The sequence below is a fragment of the Rhodococcus sp. PAMC28707 genome (assembly GCF_004795915.1).
GTDB lineage: Bacteria > Actinomycetota > Actinomycetes > Mycobacteriales > Mycobacteriaceae > Rhodococcoides.
Genome location: NZ_CP039253.1, coordinates 4,121,869 through 4,135,576 on the forward strand (window position 1 = coordinate 4,121,869; position 13,708 = coordinate 4,135,576).

The window sequence follows — 13,708 nt, forward strand, 5'->3', positions numbered from 1 at the left end:
AGATGAAGTGGGAGTAGGTCGACGGTGCCGCTCACCACCACTGTTCGGGTCGCTCGAGGTGCCATTGCAGCACATTCTCCAGTTGTGCGGCAACGGAGACCAGCAGCGGTTCCGAGGATTCGTGGCCCATCAATTGCAGACCGATCGGCAGGCCGTTCGTGGTGAAGCCGGCCGGGATGTTCACACTCGGCCATCCGAGAACGTTCCACGGCCAGGTGTAGGGACAGTGTTCGGTGATGATGCGGTCGGTCTCGCTGTTGGTTTTGTCGTCGATTGCTTCGATCAGCGGCGGTGGAGTAGCCGTCGTCGGAGCCAGCACGATGTCGTATTCGTCGAATATTCGGCCGATACGACGCCGGATCCGCGGTTCCGCGGCGCGAGCTGCGCGCAGCGGGGCACCGGAAAGGGCGCGCCCGTGTTTTGCGTTGGCACGGGTCCGAGGATCGGCCAGCGACGCATCCGGGAGCTGATCGAGCCAGGCTGCCACACCGGCCAGTGAACGGGGAAGGAAATTGAGCCCCAACGTAATTCCGTATTTCGGATCGTCAACGACGACGTGATGGCCCAATGACCGCAGCACCGCTGCCATCTCGTAGGCCGCCGCCGAGATCTCGGGGTCCAGTTTCGAGGGTGTCGGAATGAACGGCTTGCGCAGGCTCAGCGCGATCCTGAGCGGGCCTGGATTGCGCCCGACCGAGTCCGAGACCTGCAACGGAGCGGGCTTGTGCAGATCGCCCTCGTGACTGCCCGAGACGATATCGAGCAGAAGTGCCGCATCAGCGACGGTCCTCGCCAACGGGCCGATGACGGTGATGCCATTGAAGGCCTCGGGCTGCGGCCACGTCGAGATGCGTCCACGCTGCGGTTTGATTCCGACGAGATTGGTCCACGACGCCGGAATGCGCACCGAGCCCGCACCATCGGAACCCAGCGCAGCCGAAACCAATTCGGCGGCAACCGCTGCCGAACTTCCGCCGGACGAACCGCCGGGCGTGTGTGTACGGCTCCAGGGATTTCGAGTGTGCCCGAACGCGCTACCGCCGGTGAGCGGCCACTGTCCGAGCTCCGGACTGTTCGTTTTACCAACTATGACGGCCCCGGCGTCGCGAAGTCTGCGCACTACCTCCGAATCGGCGGCTGCCCGCGGGAACTCCCCGGCACATCCGAAGGCCGTCGGTTCACCGGTGACATCGACGTCGTCCTTCACCGCGATCGGCACACCCAGAAGGGGAGCAGTGTGCCCCGTTGCACGTAGTCGATCGGCTTCCCAGGCCTCCTGTAGTGCGGCGTCACCTCGCACGATGCGGAACGCATTCAGAGTTGGCTGACTCTTCTCGATCCGGTCCAGCGACTCGGTGACGGCCTGAACCGAGGTGATGCGGCCTGCTGCGAGTGCTGCGGCCTGTTCGACGAGGGTCGCGCGAGAAAAGTCCACGCTGGCACAGTATCGAACAGCCGGACCAGCGTGGGAGGATTGAACACGTGAGGCTCTATCGGGACAACGCAGTCGTGCTGCGCCAGCACAAGCTGGGCGAAGCCGATCGGATTGTCACGCTCCTGACCCGAGACAACGGAATCGTCCGGGCCGTCGCGAAGGGCGTCCGCCGCACGAAGTCCAAGTTCGGGGCGAGGCTGGAGCCGTTCGCTCACGTCGACGTTCTTCTCTACCCCGGACGTAACCTCGACATCGTCACGCAGGTCCACACCATCGACGCCTTCGGCGGCGATATCGTGACCGACTACGGCTGTTACACCACCGGATGCGCGATTCTCGAAACGGCAGAACGCCTGGCGGGCGAAGAACATGCACCCGCCAGGCGTCTTCATCAACTGACTGTCGGGGCGCTGCGCGCACTAGGCGACCGTGCTCGTCCACCAGAGTTGGTCCTCGACGCCTTCCTGCTGCGCGCAATGGGGTACGCCGGGTGGGCGCCGTCGTTGACCGAGTGCGCCCGGTGCGCCGCTCCCGGCCCACATCGGGCGTTCCATGTCGCGGCAGGTGGCTCCGTCTGCGTTCACTGCAGGCCACCCGGGGCGGCGACCCCGATGGCCGGTGTACTCGACCTGATGGTTGCCCTCGAGCGTGGTGAGTGGGTCTACACCGAGACGACGTCGACTGCGGTGCGTAGCCAGGCGAGTGGCCTTGTCGCCGCGCATCTGCAATGGCATCTCGAGCGTCAGTTGCGGACGTTGCCCCTGATCGAACGATCGAAGCCGCATCAGGTCGAGGCTGAGTCGGTCCGAATATCCACCGTCGGGCAGGATGAAGACCGTGATTCGACGACGCGAACCGCGTACCCGGCCTGACGAGGAGATCGCTGTACGCCCACCGGACCCGCATCCGTCGGGCGCCCGGCCGCCGATCCTGCAGCCCGAGCTGATTCCACGGCATGTCGCGTTGGTCATGGACGGCAACGGTCGGTGGGCGCAGGACCGAGGCCTGCCGCGTACCGCGGGACACGAGCGCGGCGAGGCCGTGCTCATGGATACGGTCAGTGGCTGCATCGACATCGGGGTGAAATGGCTCTCGGCGTATGCGTTCTCGACGGAGAACTGGAAGCGTAGTCCCGAAGAGGTGAAATTCCTGATGGGATTCAACCGCGATGTCATCCGGCGTCGGCGCGACGAAATGAACGAGATGGGTGTTCGCGTTCGGTGGGCCGGCCGTCGACCTCGCCTGTGGCGCAGTGTGATCAAGGAGCTCGAGGTCGCCGAGGAGTTGACGAAGCACAACACCGTCATGACGCTGACGATGTGTGTCAACTATGGCGGACGGGCCGAAATTGCCGACGCGACAAAGGAAATAGCGCGGCTGGTTGCGCAGGGAAAACTCGACCCGGAGAAGATCACCGAGGCGACCGTCGCGAAGTATCTCGACGAGCCCGACATGCCCGACGTCGACCTGTTTCTGCGTCCGTCCGGTGAGCAGCGCACGTCCAACTTCCTGCTGTGGCAATCGGCCTACGCGGAGTTCGTATTTCAAAAGAAGCTGTTCCCGGACTTCGACCGCCGGGATCTGTGGGCGGCATGTGTCGAATTCGCTTCCAGAGACCGCAGATTCGGTGGAGTCAAGTATGAGTGAACAGTTGTCCTTGCAATCCCGCGCCCAGATTGCGCTGACCCAGTTCGCTACCGTCACAGTGGCGGAGGAGGGGTCGCTGGGGTTCGACTACGCGGGGGCCTTGTGCTCGTTGCGTTCGCTCGTGCTGTCGCCGGGTCTCGAAGTGCTTTCTCTGACAGCGGTTCTGGCGTGGGATCGCCCGGTGAAGGCCTCACTGCACAAGAAGGTCGCAGATCGAAACGCCGAGTCGCAGTTCGGCTCGATCTCGGTCAATGTCAACGGAAAGATGGCCGACGTACTGCTGCGGTACACATTCCCGGCCAGCGGCCTCGACGACGAACCGCTGATGACGATGCTGGTCCTCGTGCTCGCAGGCGTCGAGAAGGCACGTGTAGGACTCTTGCCGTGACGCCTGCTCGTGAAGGGCCGAGCTAGGAGCCTGCTCGGCACTCGCTGCAGGTACCGAAAATTTCGACCGTGTGGCTGACGTCGCTGAAGCCGTTGTCCTCGGCGACGTCCTGCGACCATTTCTCCACGTCTGCGCCCTCGACCTCCACGGTGTAGCCACAGAGTCGGCACACCAGATGGTGGTGATGCCCGGACGAGCATCGCCGATACACCGATTCACCGGTGTCGATGCGAAGAACGTCCACGGTGCCTGCGTCGGCGAGGGTCTGCAACGTGCGGTAGACGGTGGTGAGGCCGATACCTTCTCCGCGCTTGCGGAGTTCGTCGTGCAGATCCTGCGCGGATCGGAACTCCTCGATGCTGTCCAAGAGGTCGGAGATCGCGCTCCGTTGTTTCGTGGCCCGCACCCCGACTACGACGGGCTTTCGGGGACGGGCGGTGTCGGTCGACGAACTGTCGGTCATGGGTAACTTCAGCCTTCCTCGGCATGTGCGACGGCGTCGACGACGATGTGTGACAGATGATCGTCGACGAGACGGTAGAGAACTTCGCGGCCGTTGCGTTCACCGCGGACGACCCCGGCAGCCTTGAGAACCCGCAGGTGTTGGCTGATCAACGGCTGTGTGACGCCGAGGGCGCCGACCAGCTCGTGTACGCAGCGCTCCGATTCGCGTAGTTGAAGCACGATCGCGATACGTACCGGTGCAGCGAGAGCGCGCAGGATGTCGCCGGCGGCTGCGAGTGTTTCTTTGGGTGGGATCGGTGCCGGGGGAGCAGATGCGAACGGGTCGTGGGAATGGTCGTCGAGAGCCTGAGATGGGGGATCGTCGGCAGCACCATCGTTGCGGTGTGAGGGGTTCGTCTCCATCGTTGCCAAGAGGATCTCCCTACTTTCAGAACGTCTTTCGCCGGTGTCAGGCGCACGCACTTGGTGTTAATGCAAATCACTTCCATTTTGATATGCAGGAGTATGCATGTCAAACCAAATGGGGACCGTTCGGAGATACGCCGCTCGACCGATAGGCTGGCGCGAGGCCAAGCGCCTGCAACTACCCCCTCGAACACCGAAGATGGAGAGCTCCGCCAGTGGCACCCAAGTCCAAAGTCGACACCGTCGCCAACCTCGCCAAGCGTCGAGGTCTCGTATACCCCTGCGGCGAGATCTACGGCGGTACCAAGTCTGCCTGGGACTACGGCCCGCTGGGCGTCGAGCTCAAAGAGAACATCAAGAAGCAGTGGTGGCGGAACATGGTCACCAGCCGCGAAGACACCGTCGGCCTCGACTCTTCGGTCATTCTGCCGCGTCAGGTCTGGGAAGCGTCGGGTCACGTCGAAACCTTCAGTGATCCGCTCGTCGAATCTCTGATCACCCACAAGCGCTACCGCGCCGATCATCTTCTCGAAGCCTACGAGGAGAAGCACGGTCATCCGCCGGAGAACGGCCTCGCCGATATCCGCGATCCCGAGACCGGCGACCCGGGCCAATGGACCGAACCGCGCGCGTTCTCGGGCCTGCTCAAGACGTTCCTCGGACCGGTCGACAACGAGGAAGGGCTGCACTACCTGCGGCCCGAGACCGCTCAGGGCATCTTCGTGAACTTCGCCAACGTGCTGACGACGTCGCGCAAGAAGCCGCCGTTCGGCATCGGCCAGATCGGCAAGAGCTTCCGCAACGAAATCACCCCCGGAAACTTCATCTTCCGCACTCGCGAGTTCGAGCAGATGGAGATGGAATTCTTCGTCAAGCCCGGCGAGGACGAGGAGTGGCACGAGTACTGGATCGACTACCGCATGAAGTGGTACACCGACCTCGGTATCGACCCGGAGAATCTGCGCCTGTACGAGCATGCCAAGGAGAAGCTCTCGCACTACTCCAAGCGCACCGTCGACATCGAGTACCGCTTCGGCTTCCAGGGAAGCGCCTGGGGCGAGCTCGAGGGCGTTGCCAACCGCACCGACTACGACCTCTCGGTGCACTCGAAGGTATCCGGCCAGGACTTGAGCTACTACGAGCAGGCAACCGACACCCGCTACACGCCGTACGTCATCGAGCCGGCGGCCGGTCTGACTCGTTCGCTGATGGCATTCCTCGTCGACGCGTACTCAGAGGACGAGGCACCCAACGCCAAGGGCGGCGTCGACAAGCGCGTCGTACTCAAGCTCGACCGCCGCCTCGCTCCGGTCAAGGTTGCCGTTCTGCCGCTCTCGCGTAATGCGGATCTGACGCCGAAGGCGAAGGACCTGGCACAGCAATTGCGTCAGTACTGGAATGTGGAATTCGACGACGCCGGAGCCATCGGCCGTCGATACCGTCGCCAGGACGAGATCGGTACGCCGTTCTGCATCACCGTCGACTTCGACACCCTCGACGACCATGCCGTCACCATCCGCGAGCGCGACACGATGGCGCAGGAGCGGGTTGCTCTCGATCAGGTCGAGGGCTACCTCGCGCAGCGGTTGCTCGGAGCCTAGAACACCGAAGTCGAGGTGACCGAACGTCGTGTTCGGTCACCTCGACTCAGGCGCACAACCTCGGCGACCGGGCGCGACCAGTCGTCTAGAACCGGCCGCCGCCGCCACCGAAACCGCCGCCGCCGCCTCCTCCGCCGAAGCCGCCCCCGCCGCCGAAGCCGCCTCCACCGAAGCCGCCGCCCCCGCCGCGTAGGACGCTGTTGATGAGGATTCCGCCGAGGACCGCGCCAGCCATATTCCCACCGCCACCGCCACCGCCTCCGCGTGGGCGATTGCGATCTTCCCAGTCTCGGACGTCGGCCTGCGCGCTCTGAGATGCCTGCGTGGCCAATTGAGCTGCGGCCTGAGCATGCTGGAGGGCCTTCGCCGGTTCCGAGGACTCCAGCTGGCGGGCGGCTTCGAAATGCCGTTCCGACTCTGCGAGGCGGGTTCGCGCTTCGGCTCCGACGCCGCCGCGTCGGGTCGATATGTAGTCCTTGGCAGCGGTGATCTGCGACTGAGCCCCGCCGATGTCACGCGCGAGTCGTGCGCGCAGAAGCTCCTCCTGCTCCTTCACCTCGGTTGCGTCTTCGATCGTTGCGTCCAGTTGTTGGTCTGCAGCAACGAGTTGGTTGTAACTTCCGAGCGGATCCGATGCCTGGGACGCCTCGGCATTGCGTAGTGCCTGTTCGGCCGCTGCGCGCGCCTTGTCCAAATCGGGCCCACCGTGCCGACTGAGCGTTGCGGCATCGGCGATGTCTTTACGCACCTCTTCGATGGCGCCCGGAAGCGTCGCTATCGCATTGCGGATATCGCTCTGCGCGTGGTCGACTGCGTCGAGCAAGGCCCGTGCGTGTTCGGCTGCTTTTTCTGCCGTTCGGACGGCGGAGACCAGTTCACCCTGCTTGCCCGCAGGTCGTGCAGCTGCCTCCCGGCCGACGGCGATGTTCGACTCGGCGAGTTCGATTGCCTCGCGGGCCATATCGACATTGGCTTCGATCGATGCGAGCGCAGCCGGCGCAAATTCGGTGCGCAATTGTTCGAGAATCTGCTGCGATTCCGGGATTCGGACAGTAAGGCCGACGACGGTCTGCGTCAGCGAATCCAGCTTCGAACCGGCGTTGATGAGCAAATCTCGCATCGATTCGAATTCCGCTACGCGAGAGTCGAGTTCGTGATCGGCTCGGCCGCACGAGGAAATGATGTGAATGAGCATGGAGCGGCGTTGATCCGGCGTTTCCGGAATGGCGTCGTCGAGACGTTGCCGCATTTCGAATGCGGAAGCGAGTGCTTTCTTTGCTTCCTCGTATGCACTGATGAACGGCGCTGCAGTTCGATCGCCGAACTCCGATCGCGCGATGGTCAACTCTTCCTCGCTTGCGCGCACGGCGTTGTCCGTCTCGACGAGCATGGAATGGGCCCGAGCATCGAGTACATCGAGCGGAAGCGCGCTCAGTGCGGCAGTATCGGTCGGATCGATGGTGTGCGCTGCTTCGATGCTCGCCTTGTGCAGCTTCCTCTTTCGGCGAGAGGAGTAGGCGACAGCTCCGCCGCCGGCGACGAGCACCGCGCCCGCGCCGATCAGCCACGGTGTACCGGACCCGTCCGAGCCGGAGGAGGTGTAGGCCTCGTCGAGGCTTCCTGCGGTGGAGATGGCCGCGCCGGACCAATCTCGCTGTGCCAACGCCGGCTCGATCTGATCTACACGGATTGACTCTTGCTCCGCCGCGGTGATCTCCGTCAAGGACTTGTCGACCCCGAAATAGTACGCCCGACCGTCCGTCGCTACAGCAAGGAGTACGTCCCGCTGCCCGAAATCGCTCGCGGTGTACGTCTGTTCTGCCCAGCTCTCGGAGGACAAGTTGTCGAAATCGGAGACGAAAGTAACCCAGAGTCGGATACGGCTGTTGTTGTAGAGATCATCGATCGCGGCCTGAATATCTCCGGTGCTCTGCTCGTCGAGCACCTGCACTTCGTCGGTGATCTGCGTGTCGAGGCGCGACGGCGGTTCGGCCGAGGCGGTCCCGGCTGCGCCGAGTAAAGCGGTGAATCCCAGGACGGTGGTGAGTGCGCTGTATGCAAGAACTCTCCGGACCGCAACGAACGCGGGCCGGTGCTCTGCCTGATCGACTGCCATAGGTACCGAACTTACCGGGAGGACATCCCATGACACATGTCATGCCGAGAACATGACGCACGGAAGGGGTTCGACGCCCTCGGCGCGAGCAGTGTTGTTCTCATGACAACGACACCTTCGGTGCATCTGGACCACCTGAGTAAATCTTTCGGAAATGTCCGAGCCGTCGCGGATGTGAGTCTGCGGATCGAACCGGGGGAAGTGGTGGCTTTCCTCGGCCCCAACGGCGCGGGGAAGACGACCACCATCGACATGATGCTCGGTCTGGTGCGACCGGACTCCGGGACGGTGAGCATCTTCGGTGAGACACCCGCAGACGCGATCAGCGCGGGGCGGGTCTCGGCCGTGATGCAGTCGGGCGGTCTGCTCAGAGACCTCACGGTGCGCGAAACGGTCAGGCTCACCGCTGCATTGTTTCCGCGGACACAACCGGTCGACGAGGTCATCGAACGCGCCGGAATCACCGCCATCGCCGACCGACGTGTCGCGAAGTGCTCGGGCGGTGAGCAGCAACGCTTGCGGTTCGCATTGGCACTTCTGCCCGAACCCGATCTGCTCGTCCTCGACGAGCCGACGACCGGAATGGATGTGGAGGGGCGGCGTGATTTCTGGAACGCCATTCGCACCGACGCGAGAAGCGGGCGCACCGTTCTTTTCGCTACCCACTATCTCGACGAGGCCGATGCCTACGCAGATCGCATCGTGCTGCTTCGCCACGGGCGGATCGTCGCCGACGGCAGTGCCGCGGAGGTCAAGAACCTGGCATCGGGTCGCACCGTGTCTGCCACGGCGGTAGACGTCGACCAGCGAGCACTCCTGGCACTTCCGGGGGTCGACCGAGTGGAAACGCGGGGGGATCGAGTGATCGTCCACGGACAGGACTCGGATGCCGTCGCGCGCTACCTGCTCGGCATCGATGCCGTCGATCTCGAAATTGTCTCTCGGGGACTCGAAGACGCATTTCTCGCACTGACCACCGACCATCCGTCAGATCTCGCAGGGAGTTCGATATGACCGCAACACACACGACTTCACGTCCGACCCTGAGGCTCGGCGGATTCAGCCCCACATTCCTCGGCCTGGAGATCAAGAGATTGATTCGCAACCGTCGGACGGTGCTGTTCACCCTCGTCATGCCGCCGGTGTTCTTCGTCATCTTCGGAACCGCATCGGACTACTCGTCGAACTATGCGTTCGCACATGGCAACGTCACCGCGTTCATCGCCATCAGCATGGCGGTCTACGGGGCAATGCTCGCCGCTACCAGCGGGGGCGCAATGGTGTCCGTCGAACGTGCACAGGGATGGAGTCGACAACTGCGTTTGACCCCGTTGAAGCCGGTCGCCTACATCGTCACCAAGATGTTGGTGGCGATGACCATGGGACTGGCCTCGATCGTCGTGGTGTTCGCGGTCGCTGCCGTCTTCGGTGCCGATATGCCTATCTGGGTGTGGATCTCGACGGGCGTCATCGCATGGCTCGGTAGTTCGGTCTTCGCGGCCTTCGGATTGTTCATGGGATATCTCCTGCCGTCCGAGAACGTCATGCAGGTACTCGGCCCAGTTCTCGCCGTTCTCGCGTTCGCAGGCGGGCTGTTCGTGCCGTTGGCCGACAGCGGCTGGTTCCCTTTTGTCTCCAAGTTCACCCCGCTCTACGGGCTCGCCACGGTGGCACGCGCTCCCTTCACCGATCCCAGCGCCGCTACCCTCGCGGTGGCCGTGCTCAATCTCGCGGTGTGGGCAGGCGTATTCATCTTCGGTGCCGCCGTGCTATTCCGTCGCGATACCCAACGTGTCTGATTCTTCGCTCACTCATGCTGGCTACACGGATAACGTAGGCAGCATGAGTGAGCCGGAACCTCAGGCGCACGACGGCAAGGATCGATTCTGGCGATTCGGGCCCGTTTTCGCTGCAGCCTGGTTGATCTACCTTGTCTATCCGATCGGAGAGCTGCTCGACAAACCGTCGCGGTTCGCCCAGTTCGGCGGCATCGCGATCGTGCTCGTGTTCGGGGTAGTTTTTCTTGCTGCCTTCTGGGGATTGCGGAACGGGCACCGACACGATCGACCGCTGTCACTGACGCTGGCCTGGGGTGCGCTTGTCCCGATGCTCGCGATCACGGCTGTACTTTCTCTGCTGCTGGGGACGACTGCGTTCGGTCTGACCATCTACATCTCTGTTCTCGCTGTGATGATCTTGCCAACGGCACAGTCGATCACACTCGTTGCTGCGATGTTGGCTGCCGTCGAGTTGCTACCCCGGGTCGTTCCGGACTGGGAACCGGACAGCTTCTTCGGATTCCAACTCATCGTGAGTGCCCTTGCCGCCTGGGGTATTACGCAGATCTTCCGGCGAAACCACGAACTTGCCGAGGCCCGGCAACAATTGGCGGACCTCGCCATCGTCGCCGAACGCGAACGAATGGGGCGCGATGTCCACGACATCCTCGGACACTCACTCACCGTGATCACCGTCAAAGCCGAACTGGCCGGACGTCTGATCGACCTCGACCCTGCGCGAGCCGCTGTCGAGATCGCACAAGTCGAAGCATTGGCCCGGGAAGCGCTCGGCGATGTGCGCAGCACGGTCAGCGGTGCTCGCCGCGTGGACATCGCGGTGGAGCTCGGCAATGCACGATCGGCGCTCGACGCTGCGGGGATCGGAGCTGACCTGCCTGCCGACGCCGACGATGTCCCTCTGCGAAACCGTGAACTGTTCGGTTGGGCGTTGCGTGAGGGCGTCACCAACGTCATCAGGCACAGTGGTGCGCAACGATGTTCGGTCGCACTCGATCGAACATCGATCGTCGTGTCCGACGATGGCCGTGGGATGGGTACGGACATGGCCTCCGAGGGAAATGGTCTTCGTGGTCTCGGTGAACGAGTGAAAGCTGCCAACGGCACTCTCGTGCTCGGCAGCGGAAAATCCGGTGGTTTTCGAGTGGAAGTGATGTCGCAATGACAATTCGACTGTTGCTCGCCGACGATCAAGCGTTGGTGCGCGGAGCTTTGGCTGCCCTGCTCGAGCTCGAATCCGATCTCGAGGTGGTGGCCGAAGTCGGCCGCGGCGATCAGGTCGTTGCCGCGGCGCTGGAACACACACCCGACGTTGCGCTCCTCGATGTGGAAATGCCGGGTATCGACGGGATCGCTGCCACCGCGGAACTGCGCACCCACGTGCCCTCGTGTCGAGTGTTGATCGTCACAACCTTCGGCCGCCCCGGTTACCTACGACGCGCCCTCGACGCAGGCGCCGACGGATTCGTGGTCAAAGACACCCCGGCCCGGCAGCTGGCCGATGCGGTCCGTCGCGTGAACATGGGCCTCCGCGTCGTCGATCCGACGCTGGCCACGGAGACACTGACCGCCGGAGTATCGCCGTTGACTTCGCGTGAGCAGCAAGTTCTCCGGGCAGCAGTAGCAGGTGGCACGGCTGGGCGGATGGCGGCGACGCTTCATCTGTCCGAGGGGACGGTACGCAATCATCTGTCCGCGGCCATCGGTAAGACCGGCACCACCACACGTGCCGAAGCGATTCGGATCGCCCTGGATCGCGGTTGGCTCTGACCACCGACGCCGAGTTCCCGCGCGCCTATACGACCGCGATCGCGCGCGACTGGCAAACTCGAGGAGTGAACTCGACTCTCGACCGCAATCCGTACGGCGAACCCGACGGGGATTCGTACGGTCGACCGTTGGATCAGCGCCCATCCGACCCGGATCGGCTCGGATTTCTCGGCACGCTCGGCCGGTGGACGACGCGGCTCATCCTGGGCGTCGTGCTGATGGGTCTCCTCGTCGTCGGCGGCACGGCCGTTCGAGTCTGGCAAGTGGCGCGGATCGACGACAATTCCCCGGCCGAGGCGATCGTGGTTCTCGGTGCGGCCCAGTATTCGGGTACTCCGTCGACTGTGTTCGAGGCACGCCTCGATCAGGCCGCCTCCCTGTACCAACAGGGTGTGGCACCCGAGATCGTCACCGTCGGCGGCAAGCAGGAAGGTGACCTGTTCACCGAGGCCGCGTCGGGGCGCAACTATCTGATCGAGCAAGGTGTACCCGCGGACAAGATCACTGCTGTCGAGGAGGGTTCGGACACTCTCGAAAGCATCGAGGCGGTCAGCGATACTCTCCGCGAGCAGGGAAGATCGTCCGTGGTGCTGGTCAGTGACCCGTGGCATTCGTTGCGCACTCGCACGATGGCCAGGGATGCCGGCCTCGACGCATGGACCTCGCCGACGAGGACGGGCCCTGCGGTGTACACCAGGGAATCGCAGGCCCATGGAATTGCTCGCGAGACCGGCGCACTGCTGTGGTATCAGCTCACCCACTTCACCGCCGACTTCTCCTACACGGCAGGGCAATAGCGGTGAGTGGCTACACCGATCACGACCTCGAACGGTTCGTCGTGGAACCGCGTAAGACGGCGGGGCTCGACGGTGGTCAGGAGAATGCAGCCCACCGCAGCGCGTTCGCGCGCGACCGAGCACGCGTACTGCACAGCGCCGCGCTGCGGAGGTTGGCCGACAAAACTCAGGTCACCGGCCCGCGTGATGGAGATACCCCGCGTACTCGATTGACGCATTCGCTCGAGGTGGCGCAGATCGGGCGCAGCATCGCCGAAGGACTCGGCGCCGATCCGGACCTGGTGGACCTGGCGGGGCTCGCACACGACATCGGTCACCCGCCGTACGGGCACAACGGGGAGAGAGCGCTCGACGAGGTCGCCGAGAACTGCGGCGGGTTCGAGGGCAATGCGCAGAACCTACGAATCCTTACCGGTCTGGAACCGAAGACCCTCGACGCCGACGGCACCAGCGTCGGCCTCAATCTCACTCGCGCATCTCTCGATGCGGCGATCAAATATCCGTGGCTGCGGCCCTCGCCCGGAGCAAAGTTCGGCGCGTACGAGGACGACGGCAGGATCCTCGATTGGGTTCGCGAGGGGACACCGAACCGGCGCAAGTGCCTGGAGGCCCAGTCGATGGACTGGGCCGACGACGTCGCGTACTCGGTCCACGATGTCGAAGACGGTGTGATCGGCGCCAGAATCGACCTCAGGGCACTCGGCGATCGTTCCGAACAGCGCGCATTGGCCGAGCTCGGCATCAGGGAATTTCGTGGTCTCGACGCAGCCGAGCTGATCGAGGCTGCCGAGCGACTCTCACGCATGCCGGTCGTCGTGACGGCCGGTCGGTTCGACGGGACACTCGAAGCGTCGGTGAAGCTCAAGCACCTCACGAGCGAACTGGTCGGTCGATTCGCGACCGCCGCGATCAACGGCACCCGCGAGAAGTGGGGCACCGGTTCACTGTCGAGATACGACGCCGATCTGGTTATTCCGGCCGTCGTCGCCTCGGAGGTAGCGCTCCTGAAGACGATGGCGTTGCGGTACGTGATGTCCAATGCCGGCCACAAGCTCCGTCAGGAACGGCAGCGGGAACGAATCCACCGCGTCGCGCAATGGTTGTTGCGCTCGGCGCCGGGGGAGTTGGACCCGATTCTCGTGCCGGCATGGAACCGCGCCCAAGACGACGCGCAGCGCACCCGAGTCGTCGTCGATCAAATTGCGTCGTACACCGAAAGTCGGCTCGAGCGGATCGACAAGCGCAGCCTCGGCGCTCAGGCCAGTTGGGGCTGATCTGATTCTTCGCC

At 63.6% G+C, this 13,708-nt stretch carries 14 protein-coding genes; 10 read left to right on the top strand and 4 right to left on the bottom strand.

What is annotated here, in order from left to right; all coding sequences use genetic code 11:
- Positions 1-31 precede the first annotated feature (31 nt).
- A complete protein-coding gene (locus E5720_RS18725) occupies positions 32-1,435 on the bottom strand; it encodes an amidase (protein ID WP_136171879.1) in 1,404 nt (467 codons plus the stop codon).
- Positions 1,436-1,482: 47 nt separating this feature from the next.
- On the opposite strand from E5720_RS18725, the gene recO reads away from it, so the two are divergent.
- From recO to E5720_RS18740, 3 genes are read left to right on the top strand one after another with little or no spacing between them, the layout of a single operon-like run.
- On the top strand, positions 1,483-2,307 hold the full coding sequence (gene recO, locus E5720_RS18730) for a DNA repair protein RecO (protein ID WP_136171880.1): 825 nt from the start codon (positions 1,483-1,485) through the stop codon (positions 2,305-2,307).
- On the top strand, positions 2,273-3,082 hold the full coding sequence (locus tag E5720_RS18735; RefSeq protein ID WP_210730071.1) for an isoprenyl transferase: 810 nt from the start codon (positions 2,273-2,275) through the stop codon (positions 3,080-3,082). The genes recO and E5720_RS18735 overlap by 35 nt, the downstream gene beginning before the upstream one ends.
- Positions 3,075-3,470, top strand: coding sequence for a hypothetical protein (locus tag E5720_RS18740; protein WP_136171882.1), 396 nt, complete (start codon positions 3,075-3,077; stop codon positions 3,468-3,470). The genes E5720_RS18735 and E5720_RS18740 overlap by 8 nt, the downstream gene beginning before the upstream one ends.
- A 22-nt stretch (positions 3,471-3,492) precedes the next feature.
- Here the strand turns inward: E5720_RS18740 and E5720_RS18745 are convergent, their stop codons facing one another.
- Both E5720_RS18745 and E5720_RS18750 read right to left on the bottom strand, forming a co-directional pair.
- Positions 3,493-3,933, bottom strand: coding sequence for a Fur family transcriptional regulator (locus E5720_RS18745; RefSeq protein WP_136171883.1), 441 nt, complete (start codon positions 3,931-3,933; stop codon positions 3,493-3,495).
- Positions 3,934-3,941: 8 nt separating this feature from the next.
- Entirely contained in the window at positions 3,942-4,337 is a 396-nt protein-coding gene (locus E5720_RS18750; protein WP_168708383.1) for a metalloregulator ArsR/SmtB family transcription factor, read from the bottom strand.
- A 218-nt stretch (positions 4,338-4,555) separates the two neighbouring features.
- Here E5720_RS18750 and E5720_RS18755 point away from each other — a divergent pair, with 218 nt between their 5' ends.
- The gene (locus tag E5720_RS18755; protein ID WP_136171884.1) at positions 4,556-5,941 is read left to right on the top strand and encodes a glycine--tRNA ligase; all 1,386 of its coding nucleotides are present in this window, start codon (positions 4,556-4,558) and stop codon (positions 5,939-5,941) included.
- Between the two features lie 85 nt (positions 5,942-6,026).
- Here E5720_RS18755 and E5720_RS22305 read toward each other — a convergent pair whose 3' ends face one another.
- A complete protein-coding gene (locus tag E5720_RS22305) occupies positions 6,027-8,057 on the bottom strand; it encodes a TPM domain-containing protein (protein WP_136171885.1) in 2,031 nt (676 codons plus the stop codon).
- A 102-nt stretch (positions 8,058-8,159) separates the two neighbouring features.
- Between E5720_RS22305 and E5720_RS18765 the strand changes: the two genes are divergently transcribed.
- The 6 genes from E5720_RS18765 (at position 8,160) to E5720_RS18790 (ending at position 13,694) form a co-directional block, all read left to right on the top strand.
- On the top strand, positions 8,160-9,071 hold the full coding sequence (locus E5720_RS18765) for an ABC transporter ATP-binding protein (protein WP_136171886.1): 912 nt from the start codon (positions 8,160-8,162) through the stop codon (positions 9,069-9,071).
- Entirely contained in the window at positions 9,068-9,856 is a 789-nt protein-coding gene (locus tag E5720_RS18770) for an ABC transporter permease (RefSeq protein ID WP_136171887.1), read from the top strand. Before E5720_RS18765 ends, E5720_RS18770 begins: the two co-directional genes overlap by 4 nt.
- Positions 9,857-9,899: 43 nt before the next feature.
- A complete protein-coding gene (locus E5720_RS18775) occupies positions 9,900-11,018 on the top strand; it encodes a histidine kinase (protein ID WP_136171888.1) in 1,119 nt (372 codons plus the stop codon).
- Positions 11,015-11,623 (top strand): response regulator transcription factor, encoded by a 609-nt coding sequence (locus E5720_RS18780; protein ID WP_136171889.1) that lies wholly within the window; start codon positions 11,015-11,017, stop codon positions 11,621-11,623. The genes E5720_RS18775 and E5720_RS18780 overlap by 4 nt, the downstream gene beginning before the upstream one ends.
- A 65-nt stretch (positions 11,624-11,688) precedes the next feature.
- The gene (locus E5720_RS18785) at positions 11,689-12,420 is read left to right on the top strand and encodes a YdcF family protein (protein WP_136172814.1); all 732 of its coding nucleotides are present in this window, start codon (positions 11,689-11,691) and stop codon (positions 12,418-12,420) included.
- Positions 12,417-13,694 (top strand): deoxyguanosinetriphosphate triphosphohydrolase, encoded by a 1,278-nt coding sequence (locus E5720_RS18790; RefSeq protein ID WP_136172815.1) that lies wholly within the window; start codon positions 12,417-12,419, stop codon positions 13,692-13,694. The genes E5720_RS18785 and E5720_RS18790 overlap by 4 nt, the downstream gene beginning before the upstream one ends.
- The last annotated feature ends 14 nt before the right edge of the window (positions 13,695-13,708 follow it).